We start from the raw sequence: 22,869 nt of genomic DNA, 5'->3' as shown, positions 1-22,869 counted from the left end.
GACCCGGCTGACCGGTCAGGTACGCTGCTGCCTGCTCGGCCCCCGCCCAGAGCCCTCGGAAGGCCCATGACCAGGTACCTTGCGCTCGCTGCCGCCCTCGCGCTGTCCCTGACCGCCTGTGGTGGTGAGGACTCCAAGGACACCGCCCAGCCGCCCGCCGCCACGCCGCCGCCCAGCGCGACACCGACGCCGTCCACGCCGGCCGCGCCCGTCACCCGGACGACCACCGAGCTCACCGGCGCCTTGCTCGAGCTCGCCGACCTGCCGAGCGGGTTCGCCGAGGACAACGAGGAGGCGGACGAGGACGCCAAGCCGTTCTCCGCGCCGACCAGCCGGTGCAAGGCTCTGGTGAAATACCTGAACGCCACCAAGGCGCCCGGGGCGAAGGCCAGCGTTTCCCGCACGTTCACCGGCGGCCAGGAGGGTCCGTACATCGACTACGGCCTCGACTCGATGGGCACCGCCGAGGAGGTCGCCGACCTCCGCGACGACTACGCCGAAGCGGTCGACTCCTGCACCAAGGTGACGTTGAAGACCGAGGGCGCCGGCAACACCACGATGAAGGTCGAGGAGATCACCGCCCCGGAGTACGGCAGCAAGCCGTTCGCGTTCCGGCTGACCGGGACCAGCGGGCCGAAGCGCGGGCTCGAGTACGCCGCCGTCGTCACCGGGGTCGGCGATGTGATCCTGTCGGTCGGCGTTCTGGCCGGTCAGGGCACCGAGCTCGATCCGGCGACCGAGACCGCGGTGGTCAAGGCTCGCGAGGTCCTGAAGATCGCGTGACCGGCATCGCGTGATCGGCGTCACACACCGGGTTGTCACGTAGCCGTCGTACGGCGCCGTCGTGTTGGCATGAGTCAACGGATGGATTTCAGCAAGGTCACCCCGGCCGCGTTCAGGGCCGTGTTCAGCCTCGAGACCTACGCGCAAGGCCAGGTCGACCACACGCTCCTGCACCTGATCAAGGTGCGCGCGTCGATGGTCAACGAGTGCTCGTACTGCGTCAACATGCACACCACCGACGCCCTCAAGGCGGGCGAGACCACGCAGCGCCTGTTCGGCCTCGCGGCGTGGAGCGACTCGCCGTTCTACGACGAGCGCGAACGGGCCGCGCTGGCCCTGACCGACGCGGTCACGCTGCTCGGGCGCGGCGGCGTACCGGATGACGTTTGGGACGCGGCGGTCGAGCAGTTCGGCGACGAGGGTACGGCGCACGTGCTGCTGGCGATTGGCATGATCAACCTGTGGAACCGCCTGCTGATCGCGACCCGGAAGCAGCCGGAGGCAGCGGCCTGACCAGCACCCCGAGCAGCACCCTGGCGGAGTACGCGTCGGCGCGCGGGATGCTCGCCGGCCTCGCCTACCGGATGCTCGGCAGCTGGCACGACGTGGAGGACGTGCTGCAGGAGGCCTACGTCCGCTGGTCAGCCGCCGACCGTACCGACGTCGCCGAGCCGCGCCGCTACCTGACCCGGGTGGTGACGCGGCTGTCGGTCGACGTACTGCGCACCAGACAGGCCCGCCGCGAGAGCTACATCGGCGAATGGCTCCCCGAACCAGTACCGGCCGACACCCTGGAGCTCGACGACGTGTCGCTCGCGCTCCTGCACCTGATGGAGCGCCTCACCCCGCCGCAACGCGCGGTCTACGTACTGCGGACCGCCTTCACCCTCCCGTACGACGACATAGCGGAGATCCTCGACCGTACGCCGGACGACTGCAGGCAACTGTTCCGCCGGGCGAGGCACGCGCTGGACGACGACCGGCCGCGGTTCCGCCCGTCCGCGACCGAGCAACGCCGGCTGCTCCTGGACTTCGTCGCGGCGGCGCGGGACGGCGACCTCGCGCGCCTGGAGTCGATGCTCAAGGACTCCGTCACGTCGTGGACCGACTCCGACGGCCGCCGCCGGGCAGCTCGCCTACCTGTCAGCGGCCGCGAGAAGGTGGCGCATTTCTTCGCGCACATCTACACCCGGCCCGACGTCTCGGTCGCGCCCATCGAGCTGGCGACCGGTCCGGCCGCCCGGGTGATCGTCCGCGGCGAGATCCACGTCCTCGCCCTGCAGACCGACCGCGACGGGATCGCCGCCATCCACATCCAGGCGAACCCGGAGAAGCTGTCAGCGGTAGAGCGGTAGCGCCCCGGTGAGCGAGTCGACGGCGGCGCGGGGACCGTAGAGGGCCAGGCCCAGGTAGTCGATGTCGTCAGGTTTGGTGCCGGCGAGCGTGGCGGACATCTGCTCGTAGGTCCGGGCGCGCTGAGCGACCTGGTGCATGTCGTGGACGGTCACGCCGTCACGGGCGGCGGCCTCGGCCCGGAGTGTCCGGAGGTCCTCGGCGGACGCCCGGAGGATCGGGATCGGGTACGCGCACATGCCGGTGTGCGGGGTGCCGGCCGCGTCCGCGGTGTCCGGACCGACGGTGTCGTCGTGGCGGCGGCCGAGGCCGACGCCGAGCAGCGCGGCGGTGTTGAGGGCGACCCCGACCGGGGCTTCGGCCGCGATGACCACGACCATCTTGTTCGTCAGCACGGCGGCCACGCTAGCTCCATGAGCGGGGATTCGCTGATCGCTCCGAACATCGTTCGGCGGATCTGGGAAACTGACCGACATGGACGAACTTGATACGGCCCTGCTGCGGATGCTGCAGAACGACGCCCGCCGGACCAACCGGGACATGGCGGCCGAGCTCGGGATCGCGCCGTCCACCTGCCTGGAGCGGATCCGCGGGCTACGCGACCGGGGCGTGATCAGCGGGTACCACGCGGCGGTCGACCTGCAGGCGATCGACCGGTCCACGCAGGCGATCATCTCGATCAAGCTGCGGCCACAGGCGATGGCGGTCGCGACCGCGTTCCAGGCGTACGTGATGGAGCTGCCGCAGACGCTCGACATGTTCATGGTCTCCGGCGGCACCGACTTCCTCGCCCACGTGGCGGTCAAGGACACCCAGGCGCTCCGGGACCTGGTCCTGGCGCTTGCCAAACGTCAGGAGATCGCCGACATCCGCAGCTCGGTCGTCTTCGAGCACCACCGCCGCACGACGATCATGCCGCTCTGATCCATGGCTGCGACAAGCCCCGGGGTCTGGGAACACGCCGTGGCGTGTTCCACGACACCGGGGCTTGTCGTCAACGAACTCCGTAGGGTGGGGGACATGCGACTCAACTATGTGGAGACAGGTTCGGCCGACGCGCCCGTCGTACTGCTCGGGTCGTCGCTCGGGGCGGACCAGCGGATGTGGGCACCGCAGGTCGACGTGCTCGCGCAGCGGTTCCGGGTGGTGGCGTTCGACCACCGCGGGCACGGCGGGTCGGAGGTTCCGGACGGGCCGTACACGATCGACGACCTGGGCGGTGACGTCGTCGAACTGCTCGACACGCTGGGCGTCGAGCAGGCGTCGTACGTCGGCATCTCGCTCGGCGGCGCGGTGGGACTGTGGCTCGCGCAGAACGCGGCCGATCGCTTCCACCGTTTCGCGCTGCTGTGCCCGCCGTCCAACCCGGCCGCCGACCCGCAAATGTGGATCGACAGGGCCGCCCAGGTGCGTGCCGAGGGCACCCAAGCAATCGCCGACGCGACACTCGGCCGCTGGTTCCTCCCGGAGTTCACCGACACCGACGCGGTCCGCCAGATGCTGCTCGACTGCCCCGACGAGGGCTACGCCGCCTGCTGCGAGGCCCTCAGCACCACCAACCTCCTCCCCGGCCTGAGCGACATCACCGCCCCGGTCCTCCTCGTCACGGCCGACTCCGACACATCGATCCCACCCGAGACCGTCGTCCCCCTGGCCACCCAGATCCCCGGCGCCCACCTGGAAATCATCGAAAACGCCGCCCACCTGGTGACCTACTCGCACCCGGACACCGTCAACCCGTTGCTGCTGGCCCATCTGAGCTGACCGTCCACGTCTCGTGGGTCGTGGTGCCGGGGTTGTACTGGCGGGGTTCGCGGTGGTTGCCGTTCAGGTCTTGTTGCCAGGTGGTTCGTGGTTCGAGGTGGTAGTGCACGCTTGACGGCAGTTTGATGCCGGCGCCGATCGGCATCAGTTTGAAGCGTGGGGCGGCCAGGCCCCAGAAGGCGGCGGTGCCGGCGGGGCCGTTGTAGTGGGCAACGACCTCGGCCAGTTGGCGGTCGGACGCGACGTTTCGCCGTACGCCGTTGAAGAAGTGGGCAGGACGGGTGTCGACAAGGCCGTAGACGTACGGGCTTTCGTCCAGCGTGCCGTCCTTCTTGAGCTTGCCGAGGTACGACACCAGGAACGCGGTGAAGTCGGCGTCCTGCCGGTTGCCGATGCGGCCGACGTACAGGTCCTTCAACCGGGGCCGTAGTTGCCACGTGAGCAGTTCCTGGCCACCGCTCTTGTAGTGGTAGCCGACGAACCCGACGAATCCGCTGGCGTCCGGACGCGGGACCGACACAGTGACCGGCTTCGCGCGCCGCGCGTCGATCGTGACAGCAGTGGCCCGGCGTACGTCGAACCCCGGCTCGACCATCCGGTACAGCTCGCCCTTCGCGCCGAAGATCGTGGCCTCGAGAATCTGCCTGCCGCGCGGCACCCGCGCCGTCGTACGTCCGGTGGCGTCGACGGTGGTGCCGCTGCCGACGTTCCAGAAGGACACGTACCCACGGTCCGCCGGGACGGGCGCGCCATCGGGTCCGAGTACGCGCAGCGCGACGTCGTAGCTCTCGATCTCCTTGTCGACCACGAGCGGTACGACGACCTGCTGCGAGCCGCCGGTCGCGGTGACCCGGCCGCTGTAGACCCCGTCCACACCGGCATGGGTGGTCTCGGAGACGACCTGGACGGACGCCTCACCTCCGGCCGGGACCGTGAGCCGGTCCGCGCTGAGCCGCAGCGCACCTGCTGGTGCGGGCTTGCCGCCAACAGACAGCTCGGCCTTCACGTCGAGAGTGATCGGCACAGTGCCGAGATTGCGGTATGTCAGCGCCTTGCTGACAGGCTTGTCGTCCGCGTGCGGCCACAACGCCGTACCGAAGGAGATGCTCCCGGTCGTCGCGACCACGGACTGCGCGACGACACGAGTCACGTCAACCCGCCCGGCGCCCTGCTCGTACGACGTCAGCGCCGCGTTCGGCTTGGCGGCGGACATGAGGGCGCTCTTCAGCTCGGGCGCCTTCCAAGTGGCGTGCTGCTGCACCAGCAGTGCGGCCGCTCCGGAGACGTGCGGCGTCGCCATCGACGTACCGGACATGCGGCTGTAGCGCTCACCTACCGGCTCCCCGAGTACCGCGCCCGCGGAACGTGCCGCGACGATCCCGACACCCGGGGCGGTGATGTCGGGTTTCACAGCGCCCGCGGCGCCGGGCCCTTGACCGGAGAAGTCGGCGAGCGCTTCCTTGCCGTCGACCGCGCCGACCGTCAACGCGGCCGCAGCAGTCCCAGGCGATTCGACCGACTTGGCGCCACCACGGTTGCCCGCGGCCACGACGAACAGCGTGCCGGTGGTCCTGGTCAGCCGGTCGACCGCCTCCTCGATCGGGTCGATCTCGTCGCCGCCCGGGCTGCCGAGGCTGAGGTTCACGACCGGAGCGTGCTGCGCCACGGCCCACTCGATCCCGGCGAGTACGGCGGATTCCGAGCAGTCGCCGTGGTCGTCGCAGACCTTGCCGTCCAGCAACTGAGCATCGGGAGCGACTCCGCGGTACCCGCTGACGCCCTTTCCGGCGATCGTGGACGCGACGTGCGTGCCGTGACCGGCCACGTCGGCCGCCGGAGACGGCGTGAAGTTCTTCGCCGCCACCACCTGGCCCGCGAGATCCGGGTGCGTGCTGTCGATGCCGCTGTCGAGGACCGCGACCTTGACGCCCTTTCCGGTGTACCCCGCCTTCCAGGCGGTCGGCGTACCGATCTGCGGAACGCTGTGGTCCAGCGACATCCGCAGCTTCCGGTCGAGCCAGATCTTGCCGGGCGTCTGCGCCAGGAAGCCGGCCGCACTGTGCTTCGGTACCGCGAGCGCGGTGGCGGAGTCCAGTTCCCGGACCTTCGTCGCGCGCCGAACGGCGGGCCGGCCGCTGACGATGAGCGGGATGTCGCCGCGAGCGGTGTCGTCGTACCCGTCGCGGAACAACAGGCCGACGTCGAAGAGCCGTTTGTCGAGGCGCCCGATCCGGACCGCCGCCCGGACGTCGGACGGGATCACCGTCCACTCGGCGCCGGTACGCCGGCTCTCGAAAGTGACCTGTTCCCGCCCCGGAGCCCGCTCGATCGAGACCTGGTCGGCGCCGCGCAGCACGACCCGGTCACCCGTGATCAGCGTGACGACCTTGCTCCGGGCAGCGGCGGCCTGACCGGTTCCGGGCAGGATCGTCACCCCGAGCACCGCTGCCAGCCCCGCCGCGAGCCATCGTCTTGTCCGCACCTGAGTCCCCTTCGTAGTCGGCTGTTCACTCCGGGGATGTCCGGCTGGACCGCGGGCATTTCGTCGCCGATTCCGGAGTACCGGGGCCGCGGCGTTAACCTGGTAGGCGCTCTGTTCGCTGACTGGAAGTGTCTATGACTGTCGAATCGCTGTTCCCGCGCCTGGAGGCCTTGCTGCCGGGTGTGCAGAAGCCGATCCAGTACGTCGGTGGTGAACTGAACTCGGTCAGCAAGGAATGGGACGCGGTCAGCGTGCGCTGGGCGCTGATGTACCCGGACGCCTACGAGGTCGGCCTGCCGAACCAGGGCGTCCAGATCCTGTACGAGGTGCTGAACGAGCGCGACCACATCCTGGCCGAGCGGACGTACTCCGTCTGGCCGGACATGGAGCAGGTGATGCGGGACAACGGCATCCCGCAGTTCACGCTGGACAGCCACCGGCCGGTGCGGGCGTTCGACGTGTTCGGGCTGTCGTTCTCGACCGAGCTCGGCTACACGAACATGCTCACCGCGCTGGACCTGGCCGGCATCCCGCTGCACGCCGTCGACCGGACCGACGAGGACCCGATCGTGCTGGCCGGCGGGCACGCCGCGTTCAACCCGGAGCCGATCGCGGACTTCGTCGACGCCGCGGTGCTGGGCGACGGCGAGGAGATCGTGCTGGCGATCTCCGAGGTGATCCGGGAGTGGAAGGACGAGGGCCGTCCGGGCGGGCGTGACGAGGTGCTGCTGCGGCTGGCGAAGTCCGGCGGCGTCTACATCCCGAAGTTCTTCACCGTCGACTATCTCGCCGACGGCCGGATCCAGCGCGTCACCCCGAACCGTCCCGGCGTACCGTGGCGGACCGCGAAGCACACGGTCATGGACCTGGACGCGTGGCCGTACCCGAAGAAGCCGCTGGTGCCGCTCGCCGAGACCGTCCACGAGCGGTACTCCGTGGAGATCTTCCGCGGCTGCACCCGCGGCTGCCGGTTCTGCCAGGCGGGCATGATCACCCGGCCGGTGCGCGAGCGCAGCATCACCACGATCGGCGACATGGTGCAGAACGGGCTGCAGCAGTCCGGGTTCGAGGAGGTCGGCCTGCTGAGCCTGTCGTCGGCCGACCACAGCGAGATCGCCGACGTCGCGAAGGGCCTGGGGGACCGGTACGAGGGCAGCAACGTCTCGCTGTCGTTGCCCTCGACAAGGGTCGACGCGTTCAACATCACGCTGGCCAACGAGTTCTCCCGCAACGGCCGGCGCAGCGGCCTGACGTTCGCGCCCGAGGGCGGGTCGGACCGGATGCGCAAGGTGATCAACAAGATGGTCACCGAGGAGGACCTGATCCGGACCGTCGCGGCGGCGTACAGCCACGGCTGGCGGCAGGTGAAGCTGTACTTCATGTGCGGCCTGCCGACCGAGACCGACGAGGACGTGCTGGCGATCGCCGACCTGGCCAAGCGCGTGATCGCGACCGGCCGTGAGGTGTCCGGCCGCAACGACATCCGGTGCACCGTGTCGATCGGCGGGTTCGTGCCGAAGCCGCACACGCCCTTCCAGTGGGCCTCGCAGCTGGGTGTCGAGGAGACCGACGCCCGGCTGGCCAAGCTCGGTGCCGCGATCCGCTCGGAGAAGAAGTACGCCAAGGCGATCGGTTTCCGGTACCACGACGGCAAGCCCGGCATCATCGAGGGCCTGCTGTCCCGCGGCGACCGGCGCGTCGGGCGTGTGATCGAGGCGGTCTGGCGCGACGGCGGCCGGTTCGACGGCTGGAGCGAGCACTTCTCGTACGACCGCTGGGTCGAGTGCACCGAGAAGGCGCTCGCGGACGAGCCGGTCGACCTGGCCTGGTACACGACGCGCGAGCGTGAGTACGCCGAAGTCCTGCCGTGGGACCACCTGGACTCGGGTCTGGACCGCGACTGGCTCTGGGAGGACTGGCAGGACTCGCTCGAGGAGGACGGCGCGATCGAGGTCGAGGACTGCCGCTGGACCCCCTGCTTCGACTGCGGCGTCTGCCCGCAGATGGGCACCGAGATCCAGATCGGCCCGACCGGCAAGAAGCTGCTGCCGCTGTCGGTGGTGTGACGTGTGGGGGCCGCTGCCGGCCCCCAGCACGCGCTAGTTGCAGTAGTACGCCGGGTTGGGCGTCGTCTCGGTCTGGTCCTGCCAGTGGGCGACGCCGATGTAGTACCCGCAGCCGGTGCCGCCGTCGAACCAGGCGCCGCCGCCGGAGTACGCGTTCGTCGCCGCGACGGTGGTGTACGGTCCGCTCGCGCTGTCGGCCTTCTGCAGTTCGACGTACACCTCGGTCACGCTGTTCGAGCAGCCCTCCAGGCCGACCCCGACGTACAGCATGTTCGCGCTGTAGCCGACCGACCGGCCCGTCACCAGATCGCACGCGGTCGTCGACGCCTGTGCCGGCGTCGCGACCGCCAGGCCCGCCGCTGCCGCCGCGGTCGCCGCTACCGCACCTAGGAGTTTCCGCATCTGACCACCCTCCAGTTGGAAACCTACAGAGAGTCAGCAGATTAGGTCACTCAGTTACGAGCGTCGACCCTTTCGAGCCCGCCGACAGAAGCAGCTCGCTGAGCAAAAGCTGGTCAGCGCTGCCCAGAACCAGGTCGGCGGCCGCCACCGCCGCCGGCGTCACGTACGGATTCGGTACGGCGACCGCGTACATCCCGGCGGCCTGCGCCGCCGCGACCCCGTGGGCGGTGTCCTCGACGGCGATCGCCCACGGTACGCCGAGGCGCCGCAGCGCGAGCTCGTAGATCGCCGGGTCCGGCTTGTGCGTCGGCACCTCGTCGCCGGTGACGATGTGGTCGAAGAGCCCGACCGCGCCGACCCGCTCCAGGTGCCCCATGACCCAACTGCGCGCCGAACTGCTGGCGATGGCGACCTGCAGCCCGAGCTCGCGCGCGTCGGCGATCCAGGACCGGATCCCGGGCCGGAAGTCGAGCTCGTCGTGCAGCCGCTGCCGGTGCGCGAGGCGCCGCGCGTGGCTCTCGGCGCGGTCGAACCTGTCGCCGACGGCCGCGGCGAGGACGGCGTACCGCTCCTCGGTGATGTCGCCGCCGTGCCCGGGCCAGAAGGTGGTCATGTCCAGCTCGAGGCCGTGGTACGCCCACTCCGCCTGCCAGCTCTCGACCATCGTCGTCTCGGTGTCCATGAGCAGACCGTCGAAGTCGAACACGATCGCGGGGACGTCGACCGGAAGCAGGCGCGTCGCGAGCCGGTGGAGTTGGGCCGTGCTCAATCCGAGCGACTCCAGGTAGCTGCGGACGCCGCCCAGCGTGTCTACATGCTCGAGTGACGCGAGGATCGTCTCGGGCCGGGTCCGCGTGAACTCCGGTCCGTCCTGCATCCCCAGGTTGACCTCGCTGATCGCGTAGTCGGCGGCGATCTCCGAACGCGGTACGCCGACGAGGTCGAGCAGCAGCGCGACCGTGAGCCCGGTCCGGTCCTTGCCCGCCTTGCAGTGCACGACGACCGGCTGGTCGGGCGGGGCGTCCGCGATCGCGGCGAAGATCCGCGCGATGTGCGCGGCGTTGCGGTTCAGACTGTTGCGGTAGACATCGACCAGCCGCGGCTCGTCCTCGGGCACCCGCCGAGCTTCGGCCTCGGGGTCGATCCAAGGAATCCGCTGGTACGTCGCTACGCCGTCGAGCGGGTGCGCTTGCCGGATCTCCCAGTCCGAGCGCAGATCGAGGACCAGTCCCGCGCCGAGCGCCTCGAACTCGGGCCCGACGGCGTCCAGGCACTCGCTACGAATCAGAGCCCCCGCGCGCGTCGGTACGCCGTACCGAGTAGGAAGTCCGCCGACATCACGCGCATTCGGGCTCCACATGGCCGTCAGCTTAGGTCACCGCACCTCCGAGCGATTCGAAGTCCTGCCACGTTCCGTCGTAGGCCTTGTGGTGCAGGGCGGAGTCCATGCCGACCGCGAACACGTCCAGCCGGCCTGGACCCCAGGAGACGACGGAGCCTGCTGGTTGCGGGCGGCGGGCAGCTGCGGGTTCGAGCCAGCCGGCCAGGGCGGCGATGTTCATCCGGAGGATCTCGGCGGCCAGCGACCAGTCGATGAAGTTCAGCGTGTCGTTGGCGGAGTGGATGTTGCCGTTCGCGCTGTCCGCACCCTCGATCGTCAGCACTGCGGGCATCCCGGCGGTGATGAACGGCACGTGGTCGCTGGCGAACGGGTTCAGCGAGGTCTCGACCTTCAGCCCGGTGTACGTCGCGGCGGCGGTCGCCAGCGCGTTCATCTGGGCGGACGAGACCTGCGCGCCCTCCAGCAGGACGGTCGGCGTCGCGGTGTTCTTGGTCGCGATCATGTCCATGTTCAGGACGGCGCGCACGCGGGCACGCTCGGCCGGCGGCAGCGTCGCGACGTACTGCTTGCTGCCGAACAGGCCCTGCTCCTCGCCGCCGAAGAGGATGAGCCTGACGTCGTTCTTCCACAATCGGTTTGTCAACAATCGGCCGAGCTCCAGGACGCCGGCCGCCCCGCTCCCGTTGTCGTCCGCACCCGGCGCCGAGGCACCCGGCCCACCAGCGAGATTGACCGAGTCCAGATGCGCGGTCACGATCACCAAACCGCGCGCGCCCTGGCCGTCGGAACCGGTGCCGGGCCGGTCGCCGATCAGGTTCGCCGACTGTCCCGCACCTACGGCGATCGGCATCCTCGTCGTTTGGTAGCCGAGAGCAACCATCCGTTCGGCGGCGAAGTCCATCGCCTGGGTGAACGTCGTACTCGTCGAATGCCTGGTCGGCAGGCCCGCCAGCCAGGTCAGGTCGCTCTGGTACGACGCCACGGACACCTCGGCCACCAACGCCGAGATCGCCGGATCGACGCGCGCACTGGAGACAACCGGATTGTCGACAATCGTCGTGTCGGCACGCAGCGTCTCGATCCGCCAGCAATGGTTGGAGCGCCGCCGCGGCCGGTCGGCGGCCGAGATCACCAAGTGTCGGCCGTGATCCAGCAACGGCGTGACATCCGGATACTCGTCCTGGAAGCTCCGCCCGACCTGCGTGACGAGCAACAGCCCCGGAACGGTCCGCGACTGCCGCCCAAGCCGCTGCTCGGCCGGCACCCAGAGGATGGTCTTCGCGCCGAACCGGGCCGACCGCGCGCCGCCTGCGGCGTCGGCGGTCGGCACTACGAGGTACCGCACAGGTCCAGTAGTCATGGGCCCTCCCGGCCTGGACTAGAAACAGATGGAACAAAGCAGGGGAGCTGACGACCCGGGACCCGCGCCGGCCGACGTGGTGGGCACGGACCCGCCGTGCCGGAGACGTGGCGGGTGGACCGCGGTCAGGTGCTCACTCCTGCCAGGCGATCTCGAGACGGTCGGGGGTGGAGACGACGATTCGGCCGCCACCACCTTGGCCGCGGACCAACCGGCCGGTGGCGTCCCAGCGGCCGGCGGCGCGGGCCTCGGGGGCGTCGCCGCGGCCGATGGCGTACTCCACCAGCGTGCCGTCGGGGCGGAACTCCACCCCCCGCCGGCCGCGGGCCGGCGGGAAGGCGAAGTCGTCGCGGCGGTAGACGCTGATCCCGTCGTGGTCCTCCTCGAAGGAATGCGTCCACCGCCCGGCCGGTGCGGCGGTCAGATCCGCACCGCCTGTTCGATCGCGGCGGGCGTCTCGGGGATCGTCACCTTGAAGTCGCTGATCACGCCGCCGAGCGCCTCGTACCCGGTGACCGACGGTCCCCAGGCCGAGCCGTCCCACCACTTGTGGTACAGCTGCTTGTCGGTGCCGGTGACGAACACGTCCAGCCGGTTCGCGTCCCACGAGACCACGCGCGGCTCGTCGGTGCAGATCCCGCCCATGTACTCGTACCCGGTCAGCGACGGTCCCCACGCGGAGCCGTCCCACCACTTGTGGTACAGCGCGGAGTCCGTGCCGAGCACGAACACGTCCAGCCGGTCCGAGCCCCACGACACCACGGTCGGCGCCGTCGTACAGACACCGCCCATGTACTCCCAGCCGTTCCAGGCGGAGCCGTCCCACCACTTGTGGTACAGCGCCGAGTCGGTGCCGATGACGAACATGTCGAGCCGGTTCTCGCCCCACGCGACGACGCGTGGCGGCGAGGCGCAGACCCCGCCCAGGTACTCGTACCCGTTCCAGGCCGAGCCGTCCCACCACTTGTGGTAGACCGCGTTGTCGGTCCCGAGGACGAACGCGTCCAGCCGATCGGGGCCCCAGGCAACGACCTCCGGCGGGCTCATGCAGATCCCGCCGAGGTACTCGTACCCGTTCCACGCGGAGCCGTCCCACCACTTGTGGTACAGCGCGCGGTCGGTCCCGAGGACGAACGCGTCGAGCCGGTTCGCGCCCCAGGTCGCGACCCGCGGCGGGCTCATGCAGATCCCGCCGAGGTACTCGTACCCGTTCCAGGCGGAGCCGTCCCACCACTTGTGGTACAGCGCGCGGTCCGTGCCGAGGACGAACGCGTCGAGCCGGTTCGGCCCCCACGACGCGACTTCAGGAGCGCTCATACAGATACCACCCTGGTACTCGTAACCGGCGACGGACGGTCCCCACGCCGATCCGTCCCACCACTTGTGATACATCGCCAGGTCGGTGCCGAGCACGAACGCGTCGAGCCGGTCCGAGCCCCACGACACCACCGAGCCGGCGGGTTCCGGCGTCCGCTCGGACTCGTACACCGGCAGGTCCCGGCGGACCGTGTCCAGCGTCGCCGCCATCCGCTCCGCCTGGCCGGCGGTGAACATCACCATGCCGCGGTCGTCCGTGTAGTCCATGTAGTCGTAGAACAGGTCGCCGTTCGGCCCGTTGCTGCAGGTCACGTGCGGGAACGTCGGTACGCCGAAGTTCGGGCCGGCCTGGTTCGGGGTGTCGGCGCACTCGTCGCTGCCGCTGCAGCCGCTGCCGTCGTCGCCCCAGATGTGGAACAGGTTGAGGTAGTGCCCGACCTCGTGCGTCGTCGTCCGGCCGAGGTCGAACGGCGCGGCCGCCGTACCGTTGGTGCCGAAGCCGCTGTGCAGGATCACCACGCCGTCGGTGTTCGCCGGGCCGCCGGGGAACTGCGCGTACCCGAGCAGGCCGCCGCCGAGCTGGCAGACCCAGATGTTCAGGTACCGGTCCGTCGGCCACGGGTCGATGCCGCCGGTCGCGGACGACTTCACGCGGTCGTCGGTGCCGAAGTTCGCCGTACTGGTCTGGGTCCGGGTGACGCCGGTCGTCGGGTTGCCGTTCGGGTCCTCGGTGGCGAGGAAGAACTCGATCCGGGTGTCCGCGATCAGCCCGCTGAACACGCTCGGCACGATGCTGGTGTCCGGGTTGGTGGCGCGGAAGTCGCGGTTCAGGACGTCGAGCTGGCTGTCGATCTGGGCCTGCGAGATGTTCTGCGCGGCGGTGTTCCAGACGACGTGGACGACACACGGGATCTTCGCGATCCCGGTGAAACGCTCCTGGCGGGCGACGTAGTCCATCGTCGCGGTCTCCAGCGCCGAGCGCGCCGCGGCGTACTCCGCGGACGTCGTCAGCAGCCGCCGGTGCACGTCCATCACACCGCACTGCCGACGCGTCGGGAACTCGGTCCGGTCGTCGCCGGACGCGCCGCTCATACCGGCACCACCGGCCGTGCCGCCGCCCGTCATCCCGAGACCGCCGGGCGAACCGCCGCCGCCCATGCCGGCCGCGGGCGCGCCGGACCCGCTCATGTTGGCGGCCGGCGAACCGCCGCCGCTCATGTTCGCGGCGGGTGCTCCACTGCCTGTACTGCTGCCTGTGCCAGTGCCTGAGCCGCCGGCGCTGGTCGTCGTACTGCTGGTGCCGCTCGCCGGTGTGCCGGCCGCCGGCATGCCGTCCGCCGTGGGCTGTCCGTTCGCGGCGTGCCCGTTCGGCTCGGTCGCCGGGGCCTCGCCCGGCATCCGGTAGTCGTCTCGGTGCTTGTCCGCGCGCCCGTTGGCCTTCCTCGGCATTTCTCCCCCTTCCACGGGGGCACACGAGCAGGCCGGCGTCCCCACGCCGAACCGAGAACCCCACCCCCAGCACAGCCCTCGACCGAAGGCGGACCCGCCGCCTTCCCCCACCGAACAGCCGGCCCCCAAGACGCTGCTCTGCGTTTCACGATCCTCCGATCACCGTCCCCGCACAAGACTTCGCGCCCCGTCAGGAGGATGCGTCGTCGGTCAGAGTTCGCGTTCCCACATCGTGCGCTGGGCGACGGGACGGAAGCCGAGCTTGGTGTTGACGGCGATCATCGGGGCGTTCTCGGGGGCGTTCCAGGTGTGGAGTACGGCGGGACGCGCGACGCCGGACTGGAGGGCGCGGAGGTTCGGGGCCTTGACCGCGATGCCGAGGCCGTTGCCGCGGTGCGAGCGGCGTACGTAGGTGTCGTACTGGGTGAGGCGCTCGGGCGTCTCCGGCGTACCGCCCATCTGGGTGTACGCCGCCAGCTCGCCGGACGCGGTGTGGACGGCGGCCGTGGTGTACGTGAACCGTCCCTGGGCGACGCGGCGCGCTTCCGCGTCCCGCACCAGCTCGGGCGTCCAGTGCACGGGTTCGTCGGTGCGGTCGCCGGTCGGGACGTCCTCGCTCATCCCACTCAGCAGCTCGACGAACTGCGCCATCCACTCGTCGGGCGTGTGCTCGCGCCACTGCACGATCTCGTAGCCGTCGACCCGGTGCTCCGGGAGTTCGGCCACCGGCAGGTCGGCGACCTGGTGCAGCTCGGCGTGCTTCTTCACGAACCCGCGCGCCGCGGCGAACGCCGTACCCGGGCTCTCACCCGTCACCGGATCACCTGCCAGGTTCGTACCCGACACGATCCGCCGCCCGTCCGCCCGTGCCTTGTCCACCGCGACCTCCAGCAGCCGGCTGGCGACACCACGCCGTCGGTACTGCGGCGCGACGGCAAGCTCGACGTCGACGGCGTCGGTGTTCCCCACCAACCACCAGTCCAGCCAGGCAACCCCCAGCCAGACATCCCCGTCCACGAGCCCCAGCCCCTCGGCCCGCACATCCGCATGCTCCCGAGCCATGAAAACCCGAGCCTCCTCCACCCCCATCCCCACCGGAAACTCGAGCTCCTCCCGCCGAACCCCGAACTTCACCTCGTAGAACTTCCGGAAAACCTCAACATCCGCCCCGTCAACCACCACAATCCGCATCCCGCGACCCTAGAACCAACCCCACCCCACCGCCCGGGAATACCATCGCGAGATGCATCACTTCGGCGTCTACGCCCGGATCGGCGATGCCGCCCACGTCCTTCTGGTCCGCAAGACCCGCGGCCCGTACACCGGCCTCCTGGACCTCCCCGGCGGAACCCCGGAACCCGGCGAAACCTGGGCCGAAACCCTCGAACGCGAACTCCACGAGGAGCTCGGCCTCCACCTGACTCCGACCGGCGCCTTCAAGCACTTCGCCGTGCACGTACACCAGTCGTCCACAGGCACCCCGATCAGCCTCCACCACCGAGGCGTCTACGTCGACGTACACCTCCCGGCCGGTCTGCAGCTCGCGGCCGGATCCGCCGACGTCACCTCCCCGGACACCGCCGGCTCCGCCTGGTTCGACCTCCAGACCGGTGACCCCGCCCACCTGAGCTCAGCTGCCCGCGCGGTCCTACCGCTCTAGGCGGGCCAGGATCTGGTCAGCCAACGGTTCGGGCGAGTCGTTGGAGGTGTCGAGGTGGTGCAGGTTAGTGCTCGAGGAGCGCGTCGACCAGCTCGGCGCTCCCATGCGAGCGGTAGTGCTCGGCGACATGCGCCGGCACCTCACGGCCTGGCTTGGCCCACGGTCTCCCCGGATGGCGACCCAGCTTGTCGGTGGAGACGTACTCGAAGCCGAGCCGGTCGGCCACTGCCCGCGCCACCGTCGACTTCCTGACGTGTGAAGGACCGCCGATCAGCACGACGCGGGCGTCGTACGGCGGGAGCATCTAGTGGTGCGGGCGGAGGGCTCGGTTGGCGGCGGGTTCGGCTATTTGGGCGCGGAACTCGTTGGCGGGGTAGACGCCCAGGATGCGCACCTCGACGGAGAAGAACGCGAGCTCCTCGAGGGCGAGGGCTACGTTCGGCTCCTCGGGGTGCCCTTCGATGTCGGCGTAGAACTGGGTGGCGAAGAACATGCCGCCCAGCTGGTACGACTCCAGCTTCGTCATGTTGACGCCGTTCGTGGCGAAGCCGCCGAGGGCCTTGTACAGCGCGGCCGACACGTTCCGGACGCGGTACACGAACGACGTGATGACAGGCCCGGACCCCACCGGCGGTACGTCGGGCTCGCGCGACAGCACCAGGAACCGGGTCGTGTTGTGGTGCTCGTCCTCGACGTCCGACGCCAGCGTCTCGAGGCCGTACAGCTCCGCGGCGGCCCGCGGGGACAGCGACGCCACGGTGGGATCGCCGAGCTCCGACACCTCGCGCGCCGCGCCGGCCGTGTCGTCGGCGACGACGGTCGACCAGCCGTGCTCGCGGATGATCTTCCGGCACTGGCCGAGCGCGTGCACGTGGCTGCGCACGGTCCGGATCTGGTCGAGCGACGTACCCGGCACGCCGAGCAACTGGAAGTGGATCGGCAGGAAGTACTCGCCGACGATGTGCAGCCCGGACTCCGGCAGCAGGTGGTGGATGTCCGCGACCCGCCCGGCGATCGAGTTGTCCACCGGGATCATCGCCAGCCCGGCGCGCCCGCTGCTGACCGCCTCGAGGGCGTCCTCGAACGTCGTACAGGGCAGCTGCTCGCGGTCCGGGAACATGTCGGTGCACGCCATCGCCGAGTTGGCGCCTGGCTCACCCTGATAAGCGATCGGTCCGTCCACGATCTCCCAGGGTAGACCCACCGGATCTCAAGGACCGGATCAGGTGTCCGACTTGCGGACCTTCGTCGGCGCGCCGGTCACCGCGCGGCCCTCGAGCTGCTTGGCCTTGGTGGCGTACATGTCGATGTACTCCTGCCCGGACAGCTCCATGATCTTGTACATGATCTCGTCGGTGACCGCCCGCAGGATCAGCCGGTCGCTCTCCATGCCCTCGTACCGCGAGAAGTCCAGCGGCTCGCCGAACTTCACCGTCGGCGAGGCGAACGACGCGACGATCTTCCCCGGCGGCGCGACCACGTCGGTCCCGATCACCCCGCACGGGATCACCGGCACCTTCGCCTCCAGCGCGAGCCGCGCGACCCCGGTGCGCCCCTTGTACAGCCGCCCGTCGTGCGAGCGGGTGCCCTCGGGATAGATCCCGAACAGCTCGCCGCGCTCCAGCACCTTCATCCCGGCCCGCATCGCGCCCTCGGACGCCGAACCGCCGGAGCGGTCGATCGGCACCTGCCCGGTGCCCTTGAAGAACCCGCGCTGGAACCGGCCCTTGATCCCGGCCCCGGTGAAGTAGTCGGACTTCGCGACGAACGTCACCCGGCGGCGCAGCACCAGCGGCATGAAGATCCAGTCCGAGTACGAGAGGTGGTTGCTGGCGATGATCGCCGGCCCGGTCTCCGGCACGTTCTCGGCGCCGACGATCTTGGGCCGGAAGATCCGCTTCACCGGCGGCCCGACGATCACGTTCTTCAGCACCCAGTAGATGCCCTTGCCGTCGCCGTCACCGGCATCCACGACCGCAGGGTCCGGCTCCCGCCGCGGCGACTGTGCCGGTTCCGTCATCGAAATCCTCTCTGTTGAGGACGCAGCCTCACGTTTCCCCGAACCCACATGATGCCGCACGATCGCCCGGTTGGCCCGTACGTCGCCACGCGGGAACTCCTCACACTCCGCGCCGGAGCTTCGTAAGCTGCTGACGGCACCGTCGCCCAGGTGGGGGAGAGAACCATGCGCACCAAGCTCCTGACCGTGGTCCTGGCCCTGCTCGCGGGCGTCCTCGCGGCGCTGCCGGCGCGGGCCGCGGCACCAGGAGCCGCTCCGGACGCGGCCGTCGTACCGATCCAGGTCTCCGGCCCGGCGGCGTCGCGGTTCAACCTGGTGGTGATGGGCGACGGCTACACCGCCGCCGAGCTGCCGAAGTTCCGCGAGCAGCTCGACAAGCACCTGAACGTGCTCTGGAGCATCGAACCGTTCAAGTCGTACCGGAACTACATCAACGTGTACGCCGTCGAGATCGCGTCGCCCGAGTCCGGGCTCGACTGCGACCCGGACCTGACCGCGCCGAGGCGCGACACCCCGCTGCAGATGGGCTTCTGGGGCGGGTGCAACCCGGGCAGCGTCCAGCGCCTGCTGACCGTCAGCCAGGCGGCAGCGACGCAGTACGCCGACCTCGTGCCGGGGACGACGAGCGCGAACCGGCAGATTCTTGCCATCGGCAACAGCGACACGTACGGCGGGGCGGGCGGGGCGTACGCGACCGCGTCCGGGGGCAACGCGCTCTCCGCGCTGATCACGCCGCACGAGCTCGGGCATTCGCTGGGCGGCCTGCAGGACGAGTACGACTACTACGCCCGCGGCGACCGCGGGGCGCCGTACCAGGGTCCTGAGCCGTCCTCGATCCACCACAGCTTGCTGACCGAGCAGCAGATGCTGGCGCAGCAGAAGAAGTGGTTCCGGTGGTTGGGGGAGCCGTCGGAGTCCGGCGGGACGATCGGGCGGTACGAGGGCGGGATGTACGCCGGTTCGGGCGTCTGGCGGCCGAGTGCGCACTCGATGATGAAGACCCTCGGGTACTACTTCGACCAGGTGTCGCGCGAGCGGATGACCCAGCGGATCTCAGCGAAGGCGAACCTGTTCCAGGACAGCACGCCGGTCGGGGACGTCGCGGCCGACCAGGTCGTCTGGCTGCAGACGCTGCACCCGGTCGACCACGAGCTCGACGTGACGTGGGCCGTCGACGGTACGGCGCTGCGCACCGCGAACGCCCGCTCCGTCGACCTCTCGACGCTCGAGCTGACACCGGGGAAGCACACGCTGACCGCGACGATCGTCGACCCGACCGAGTTCATCCGCGATCCCGCCGTCCGCCCGTCGGCAATCCGATCGTGGACAATCGACACTTCCCTGACCGCGCAGCCACCGGCCGCGCCGTCGCCGCCCACGGGTTCCGCGCCGGCGTCGACCGACTCCGCGCCGACGTTCACCGCCTCGACGCCCACGGATCACCCGGTGAGTGCCGACGAGGTCGTGTATGCCGAGACTGCGCAGTCGGCCGGTGCGATCATCTGGAAAGTCGACGGTCGGATTGTCGACAATCCGGGGAACGACCGCGACCTCGACCTCGCACCCCTGCAACTCACCGGCCGGCACACCCTGACCGCCGAGGCCGGCACCGAGACCCTGACCTGGGACGTCGACGGCGTCGAACCGGTGGTCACGCCCACGATGTCGAAACCGCTGCTCCAGGTGCAGAAGCCGGGCGGTCCGGAGTACATCTACAACGACGCGTTCACGATGGGGCTCGCGGCGCAGGACGACAGCGCGGGCTACGTCGTGCCGGAGTTCCGCGTCGACGGCGACGGTTGGTACAACTACTTCGGCTGGCCGACGGACGCCTCGGCGCCGTTCCGGTTCACCGCGGAGGGGACCGAGATCGACCAGCTCGTGTACGGGAAGCTCGGCGTACCGCGGGTCGTGCCGTGGGACGACGTACCGCCGGGCTACGGGCGCCATCAGGTCGAGTACCGCGCGATCGATGCCACCGGCAACATCGGTACGCCGCGGCGCTTCGCCGTCACACTGCTGCGCCCGGCGCCGGCCTGCACGACGACGATCACCGGCGTACACGACGGTCCGCTGTACGTCGGCTCAGGCGTCACGTGCCTGGTCGACGCGACGGTCAGCGGCCCGGTCCTGGTCGCCGCCGGAGCATCGCTCGTGGCGACCGATTCGCGCGTCAACGGCCCCGTCCGGGCGGACAAGGCCGCCGACCTGCAACTGCTCCGCTCGACGATCGCCGGACCCGTCTCCGCGGACGGCGTCACCCGCAGCCTGGTCGCAATCGGGACCACGGTCCACGGCCCCGTCTCGGTCACGAACAGCCGGACGGCGGAACCGGTCGCGCTGGCCGGCAACACCGTCAACGGTCCGCTCACCTGCACCGCCAACACCCCCGCACCGACCAACCTGCAGGCGCCGAACCACGTCTCCGGACCTCGCAGCGGGCAATGCGCGCGGCTCTGAGCCGGGCGGACATGCACCTGAGTTCCGGCGACATGTTCGCGGCGCCGGAGTTCTTCTAACTTTTCCAGTGCGGGGAGTTCCCCGCCGTACCGGAGGAGTGAGATGAACGGACTGCGGGTGGCGTCGTTGCTGGCGGCCACGATGACGACGGGCCTGGTAGCCGGCGTGTACGCGATCTACGCGAACGCGTTCATGCCCGGCCTGGCCAAGACCGACGACAAGACGTTCGTCGGGGCGTTCCAGGCGGTCGACCGGGCGATCCTGAACCCGCTGTTCCTCGGCCTCGGATTCCTCGGCGCGGCGGTGCTCACGCTGCTCGCGGGCCTGCTCAGCCTCAAGCAGGACGCGCTGCCGTGGATCGCGGCCGCGTTCGTGCTGTACCTGGTTACGATCGTCCTCACGGTGGCGGTGAACGTCCCGCTGAACGACGCGCTCAAGGCGGCCGGCGACCCCGCGACCATCGACGTCGCCGCGGCGCGAGCGGCGTTCGACGAGGCCAGGTGGCGCACCTTCAACCTGATCCGCACCGTGCTCGCGACGGCGTCGTTCGGGCTCCTCGGCTGGGCCCTGTATCTCACCGGCAAGTCCGCGGCCCAGCCCTGAGTCCCCGCGGGCGGTACGGTTCCCCCTCAGGACCTGGGGGAGGAACGGTGGACAAGGACTGGTGGGACTACCGGCCGGTGTTCTCCACGACGGACAAGGGCAGCCGCATCACCGGACTCGCGCCCGGCGAGCCGGTCGGGCGGATCACGACCCGCCTGGTCGTCACGACCGCCTTGTGCTTCGCCGCCTGGGGCGCCGCGAGCCTGCTCGGTACGTCGCTGCTCTGCCAGGCGACGTCGGCACCGGAAAGTACCTGCGTCGTCAACGTCCCGCTCGACGTGCCCGTGGTGTGGCGGGTCCTCGCCGCGATCGTCGTCGTGTACCTGCTCCTGCTGGTCACGGTCGACCTCGGTGAGCACGCGCGGCAGCGGCTCGGCCAGCGCCGGGTAGCGGTGCTGCTCTGGTCCGCCCCCACGCTCGCCGGGATCGCCGTCGGTGCGGGAATCTCGACCGGTACGGCGTTCGCGCCCGACCCGTCCGGCACGCTCCGCCGTACGCTCGACGGCCTGATCGGCACCGAGGCGATCGCCCTCTCTGCGGTCCTCACGGTCCTGGCCGGCTTCTGGTGGATCACCGTGGTGGCCCGGGTGCCGTCGGCGCTGCGGCACGCGCGGCGGCGGCAGGAGACCATCGAACGGGTCCGGCGCGACGGCCGCCGGTTCACCGGGAGCGTGCGGCTCGGCGACGTCCGGTTCTGGCTCGGGCGCAATCCCGAGCTGGATGTCGCGATCGTCTACCACTCGCCCTCCGGATCCCACGTGCTGCCCGGGCGGATGCGGACCTCGCCCGACCGGGTCCCCGCCGACGGCAGCCCGGTCGTGATCTTCGACGACCTCCGCGGCGTCGTACATGTCGAACTGGACGTGGACGCGGAGTTCGCCTTCGAGCCGGAGCAGCGCTACACCGCCGCCGAGTGACCCCGCGCGGCGGCCTGCGACAATGCGGGTGTGGCACCTGTTCAAGCTCCGCCCTCACAGCAGCTTCCCGCGGTCCAGAAACTGCGGGTGCGGTTCGCCAAGCGAGGGCGGCTGCGATTCACCTCACACCGCGACTTCCAGCGGGCGTTCGAGCGCGCCGTACGGCGGGCCGGGCTGCCGGTCGCGTTCTCGCACGGGTTCAGTCCGCACCCGAAGATCTCGTACGCCGGTGCGGCGCCGACCGGGGCCGCGTCCGAGGCGGAGTACTTGGAGATATCGCTCACACAGGAGCGGGACGCCGAACAGGTCCGCGCCGCCCTCGACGAGGCCCTGCCGCCCGGACTCGACGTCCTGGAGGTCGTCGTCGCGGGGCCCGGCGCGCTGGCCGAGCGGCTGGAGGCCAGTGAGTGGCGGATCGCGTTGCCGGGAGTGGATCCCGGGGCCGCCGAGGAGGCCGTGGCGGCGTTCCTCGGGCGGGAGGAAATTCTCGTCGAGCGCATGACCAAACGGGGGCTTCGCTCGTTCGACTGTCGGGCTGCCGTTCTCCGACTCACCGTCGCGAGTGAACCGGGGTCGGTTGCGACGTGTGCGATACTGCAAGTGGTGTTACGGCACGGAACCCCGGCCGTGAGACCCGACGACGTTCTCGCCGGCGTGCTCGAAGTAGCGGCGCTCCCGGTGACGGGCCCGGCTCTTTTGACGCGGCTCGCCCAGGGCCCGCTGATCGCGGCAACCGGCACGGTGGACGACCCGCTCGCTCGTGACCGCGACGCCACCCAGGCGACCGCGACCGGCCAGGCAGGTCCCCACCAGACGCATCCAGCGGAGGGCGACGCCGCCGCTCCCTCTGTGCCCTGAGCGCGGGCGGAGCGGATCCAGCAGGCTTCCGCC

At 70.2% G+C, this 22,869-nt stretch carries 22 protein-coding genes; 11 read left to right on the top strand and 11 right to left on the bottom strand.

What is annotated here, in order from left to right; all coding sequences use genetic code 11:
• Window positions 1-66 precede the first annotated feature (66 nt).
• From ABN611_RS00330 to ABN611_RS00320, 3 genes are all read left to right on the top strand, one after another.
• Window positions 67-783 (top strand): hypothetical protein, encoded by a 717-nt coding sequence (locus tag ABN611_RS00330; protein WP_350277686.1) that lies wholly within the window; start codon window positions 67-69, stop codon window positions 781-783.
• A 69-nt stretch (window positions 784-852) separates the two neighbouring features.
• The gene (locus tag ABN611_RS00325; protein WP_350277685.1) at window positions 853-1,296 is read left to right on the top strand and encodes a carboxymuconolactone decarboxylase family protein; all 444 of its coding nucleotides are present in this window, start codon (window positions 853-855) and stop codon (window positions 1,294-1,296) included.
• Window positions 1,245-2,138: a sigma-70 family RNA polymerase sigma factor gene (locus tag ABN611_RS00320; protein WP_350277684.1), complete on the top strand. Its 894-nt coding sequence runs from the start codon at window positions 1,245-1,247 to the stop codon at window positions 2,136-2,138. The genes ABN611_RS00325 and ABN611_RS00320 overlap by 52 nt, the downstream gene beginning before the upstream one ends.
• Here ABN611_RS00320 and ABN611_RS00315 read toward each other — a convergent pair.
• A complete protein-coding gene (locus tag ABN611_RS00315; protein WP_350277683.1) occupies window positions 2,121-2,540 on the bottom strand; it encodes a DUF2000 domain-containing protein in 420 nt (139 codons plus the stop codon). The two genes, ABN611_RS00320 and ABN611_RS00315, sit on opposite strands and share 18 nt — an antisense overlap.
• 70 nt (window positions 2,541-2,610) lie before the next feature.
• Between ABN611_RS00315 and ABN611_RS00310 the strand changes: the two genes are divergently transcribed.
• Both ABN611_RS00310 and pcaD read left to right on the top strand, forming a co-directional pair.
• Window positions 2,611-3,060 carry an Lrp/AsnC family transcriptional regulator gene (locus ABN611_RS00310; RefSeq protein WP_350277682.1) on the top strand — a complete coding sequence of 150 codons (450 nt, stop codon included), beginning with the start codon at window positions 2,611-2,613 and terminating at the stop codon, window positions 3,058-3,060.
• Window positions 3,061-3,156: 96 nt separating this feature from the next.
• Window positions 3,157-3,900 carry a 3-oxoadipate enol-lactonase gene (gene pcaD / locus ABN611_RS00305; RefSeq protein ID WP_350277681.1) on the top strand — a complete coding sequence of 248 codons (744 nt, stop codon included), beginning with the start codon at window positions 3,157-3,159 and terminating at the stop codon, window positions 3,898-3,900.
• Here the strand turns inward: pcaD and ABN611_RS00300 are convergent.
• Complete coding sequence (locus tag ABN611_RS00300; RefSeq protein WP_350277680.1) at window positions 3,869-6,382, bottom strand: S8 family serine peptidase; 2,514 nt, start codon at window positions 6,380-6,382, stop codon at window positions 3,869-3,871. The two genes, pcaD and ABN611_RS00300, sit on opposite strands and share 32 nt — an antisense overlap.
• 134 nt (window positions 6,383-6,516) lie before the next feature.
• Between ABN611_RS00300 and ABN611_RS00295 the strand changes: the two genes are divergently transcribed.
• Window positions 6,517-8,448 (top strand): TIGR03960 family B12-binding radical SAM protein, encoded by a 1,932-nt coding sequence (locus tag ABN611_RS00295; RefSeq protein ID WP_350277679.1) that lies wholly within the window; start codon window positions 6,517-6,519, stop codon window positions 8,446-8,448.
• Between the two features lie 33 nt (window positions 8,449-8,481).
• Here ABN611_RS00295 and ABN611_RS00290 read toward each other — a convergent pair whose 3' ends face one another.
• The 6 genes from ABN611_RS00290 to ABN611_RS00265 form a co-directional block, all read right to left on the bottom strand.
• Window positions 8,482-8,850: a hypothetical protein gene (locus tag ABN611_RS00290; RefSeq protein ID WP_350277678.1), complete on the bottom strand. Its 369-nt coding sequence runs from the start codon at window positions 8,848-8,850 to the stop codon at window positions 8,482-8,484.
• A 46-nt stretch (window positions 8,851-8,896) separates the two neighbouring features.
• The gene (locus ABN611_RS00285) at window positions 8,897-10,210 is read right to left on the bottom strand and encodes an HAD-IA family hydrolase (protein ID WP_350277677.1); all 1,314 of its coding nucleotides are present in this window, start codon (window positions 10,208-10,210) and stop codon (window positions 8,897-8,899) included.
• 10 nt (window positions 10,211-10,220) lie between these two features.
• On the bottom strand, window positions 10,221-11,552 hold the full coding sequence (locus ABN611_RS00280; RefSeq protein ID WP_350277676.1) for a M20/M25/M40 family metallo-hydrolase: 1,332 nt from the start codon (window positions 11,550-11,552) through the stop codon (window positions 10,221-10,223).
• A 133-nt stretch (window positions 11,553-11,685) separates the two neighbouring features.
• Complete coding sequence (locus ABN611_RS00275) at window positions 11,686-11,862, bottom strand: hypothetical protein (RefSeq protein WP_350277675.1); 177 nt, start codon at window positions 11,860-11,862, stop codon at window positions 11,686-11,688.
• 110 nt (window positions 11,863-11,972) lie between these two features.
• Entirely contained in the window at window positions 11,973-14,318 is a 2,346-nt protein-coding gene (locus ABN611_RS00270) for a M43 family zinc metalloprotease (RefSeq protein ID WP_350277674.1), read from the bottom strand.
• Window positions 14,319-14,528: 210 nt separating this feature from the next.
• On the bottom strand, window positions 14,529-15,509 hold the full coding sequence (locus tag ABN611_RS00265; protein WP_350277673.1) for a GNAT family N-acetyltransferase: 981 nt from the start codon (window positions 15,507-15,509) through the stop codon (window positions 14,529-14,531).
• 52 nt (window positions 15,510-15,561) lie between these two features.
• Here ABN611_RS00265 and ABN611_RS00260 point away from each other — a divergent pair, with 52 nt between their 5' ends.
• Window positions 15,562-15,978, top strand: a complete 417-nt coding sequence (locus ABN611_RS00260) for an NUDIX domain-containing protein (RefSeq protein ID WP_350277672.1) — start codon at window positions 15,562-15,564, stop codon at window positions 15,976-15,978.
• Window positions 15,979-16,042: 64 nt separating this feature from the next.
• On the opposite strand, the gene ABN611_RS00255 is transcribed toward ABN611_RS00260, so the two are convergent.
• The 3 genes from ABN611_RS00255 to ABN611_RS00245 all read right to left on the bottom strand — a co-directional run bounded on the left by ABN611_RS00255 (window position 16,043) and on the right by ABN611_RS00245 (window position 17,998).
• Window positions 16,043-16,216 (bottom strand): hypothetical protein, encoded by a 174-nt coding sequence (locus ABN611_RS00255; RefSeq protein ID WP_350277671.1) that lies wholly within the window; start codon window positions 16,214-16,216, stop codon window positions 16,043-16,045.
• A 66-nt stretch (window positions 16,217-16,282) separates the two neighbouring features.
• Window positions 16,283-17,161, bottom strand: coding sequence for a prephenate dehydratase (locus ABN611_RS00250; protein WP_350277670.1), 879 nt, complete (start codon window positions 17,159-17,161; stop codon window positions 16,283-16,285).
• A gap of 39 nt (window positions 17,162-17,200) precedes the next feature.
• The gene (locus tag ABN611_RS00245; RefSeq protein WP_350277669.1) at window positions 17,201-17,998 is read right to left on the bottom strand and encodes a lysophospholipid acyltransferase family protein; all 798 of its coding nucleotides are present in this window, start codon (window positions 17,996-17,998) and stop codon (window positions 17,201-17,203) included.
• A gap of 165 nt (window positions 17,999-18,163) precedes the next feature.
• On the opposite strand from ABN611_RS00245, the gene ABN611_RS00240 reads away from it, so the two are divergent.
• From ABN611_RS00240 to ABN611_RS00225, 4 genes are all read left to right on the top strand, one after another.
• Window positions 18,164-20,458 carry a M64 family metallopeptidase gene (locus ABN611_RS00240; RefSeq protein WP_350277668.1) on the top strand — a complete coding sequence of 765 codons (2,295 nt, stop codon included), beginning with the start codon at window positions 18,164-18,166 and terminating at the stop codon, window positions 20,456-20,458.
• 102 nt (window positions 20,459-20,560) lie between these two features.
• Window positions 20,561-21,061 carry an anthrone oxygenase family protein gene (locus ABN611_RS00235; RefSeq protein ID WP_350277667.1) on the top strand — a complete coding sequence of 167 codons (501 nt, stop codon included), beginning with the start codon at window positions 20,561-20,563 and terminating at the stop codon, window positions 21,059-21,061.
• 47 nt (window positions 21,062-21,108) lie between these two features.
• Entirely contained in the window at window positions 21,109-21,978 is an 870-nt protein-coding gene (locus ABN611_RS00230; RefSeq protein WP_350277666.1) for a hypothetical protein, read from the top strand.
• A gap of 30 nt (window positions 21,979-22,008) precedes the next feature.
• Complete coding sequence (locus tag ABN611_RS00225) at window positions 22,009-22,836, top strand: TIGR03936 family radical SAM-associated protein (protein WP_350277665.1); 828 nt, start codon at window positions 22,009-22,011, stop codon at window positions 22,834-22,836.
• The last annotated feature ends 33 nt before the right edge of the window (window positions 22,837-22,869 follow it).

This window comes from Kribbella sp. HUAS MG21 (genome assembly GCF_040254265.1).
Taxonomy (GTDB): domain Bacteria; phylum Actinomycetota; class Actinomycetes; order Propionibacteriales; family Kribbellaceae; genus Kribbella.
Note: the sequence above shows the minus strand (reverse complement) of the source record. Positions and strands in the feature narration are given on the sequence as shown.

Bases quoted from the DNA above. Each gene is read 5' to 3' on its own strand.
- ABN611_RS00330 (WP_350277686.1), top strand. From the start codon at position 67: ATGACCAGGTACCTTGCGCTCGCTGCCGCCCTCGCGCTGTCCCTGACC.
- ABN611_RS00325 (WP_350277685.1), top strand. From the start codon at position 853: ATGAGTCAACGGATGGATTTCAGCAAGGTCACCCCGGCCGCGTTCAGG.
- ABN611_RS00310 (WP_350277682.1), top strand. From the start codon at position 2,611: ATGGACGAACTTGATACGGCCCTGCTGCGGATGCTGCAGAACGACGCC.
- pcaD (WP_350277681.1), top strand. From the start codon at position 3,157: ATGCGACTCAACTATGTGGAGACAGGTTCGGCCGACGCGCCCGTCGTA.
- ABN611_RS00295 (WP_350277679.1), top strand. From the start codon at position 6,517: ATGACTGTCGAATCGCTGTTCCCGCGCCTGGAGGCCTTGCTGCCGGGT.
- ABN611_RS00290 (WP_350277678.1), bottom strand. From the start codon at position 8,850: ATGCGGAAACTCCTAGGTGCGGTAGCGGCGACCGCGGCGGCAGCGGCG.
- ABN611_RS00285 (WP_350277677.1), bottom strand. From the start codon at position 10,210: ATGTGGAGCCCGAATGCGCGTGATGTCGGCGGACTTCCTACTCGGTAC.
- ABN611_RS00280 (WP_350277676.1), bottom strand. From the start codon at position 11,552: ATGACTACTGGACCTGTGCGGTACCTCGTAGTGCCGACCGCCGACGCC.
- ABN611_RS00270 (WP_350277674.1), bottom strand. From the start codon at position 14,318: ATGCCGAGGAAGGCCAACGGGCGCGCGGACAAGCACCGAGACGACTAC.
- ABN611_RS00265 (WP_350277673.1), bottom strand. From the start codon at position 15,509: ATGCGGATTGTGGTGGTTGACGGGGCGGATGTTGAGGTTTTCCGGAAG.
- ABN611_RS00260 (WP_350277672.1), top strand. From the start codon at position 15,562: ATGCATCACTTCGGCGTCTACGCCCGGATCGGCGATGCCGCCCACGTC.
- ABN611_RS00245 (WP_350277669.1), bottom strand. From the start codon at position 17,998: ATGACGGAACCGGCACAGTCGCCGCGGCGGGAGCCGGACCCTGCGGTC.
- ABN611_RS00240 (WP_350277668.1), top strand. From the start codon at position 18,164: ATGCGCACCAAGCTCCTGACCGTGGTCCTGGCCCTGCTCGCGGGCGTC.
- ABN611_RS00235 (WP_350277667.1), top strand. From the start codon at position 20,561: ATGAACGGACTGCGGGTGGCGTCGTTGCTGGCGGCCACGATGACGACG.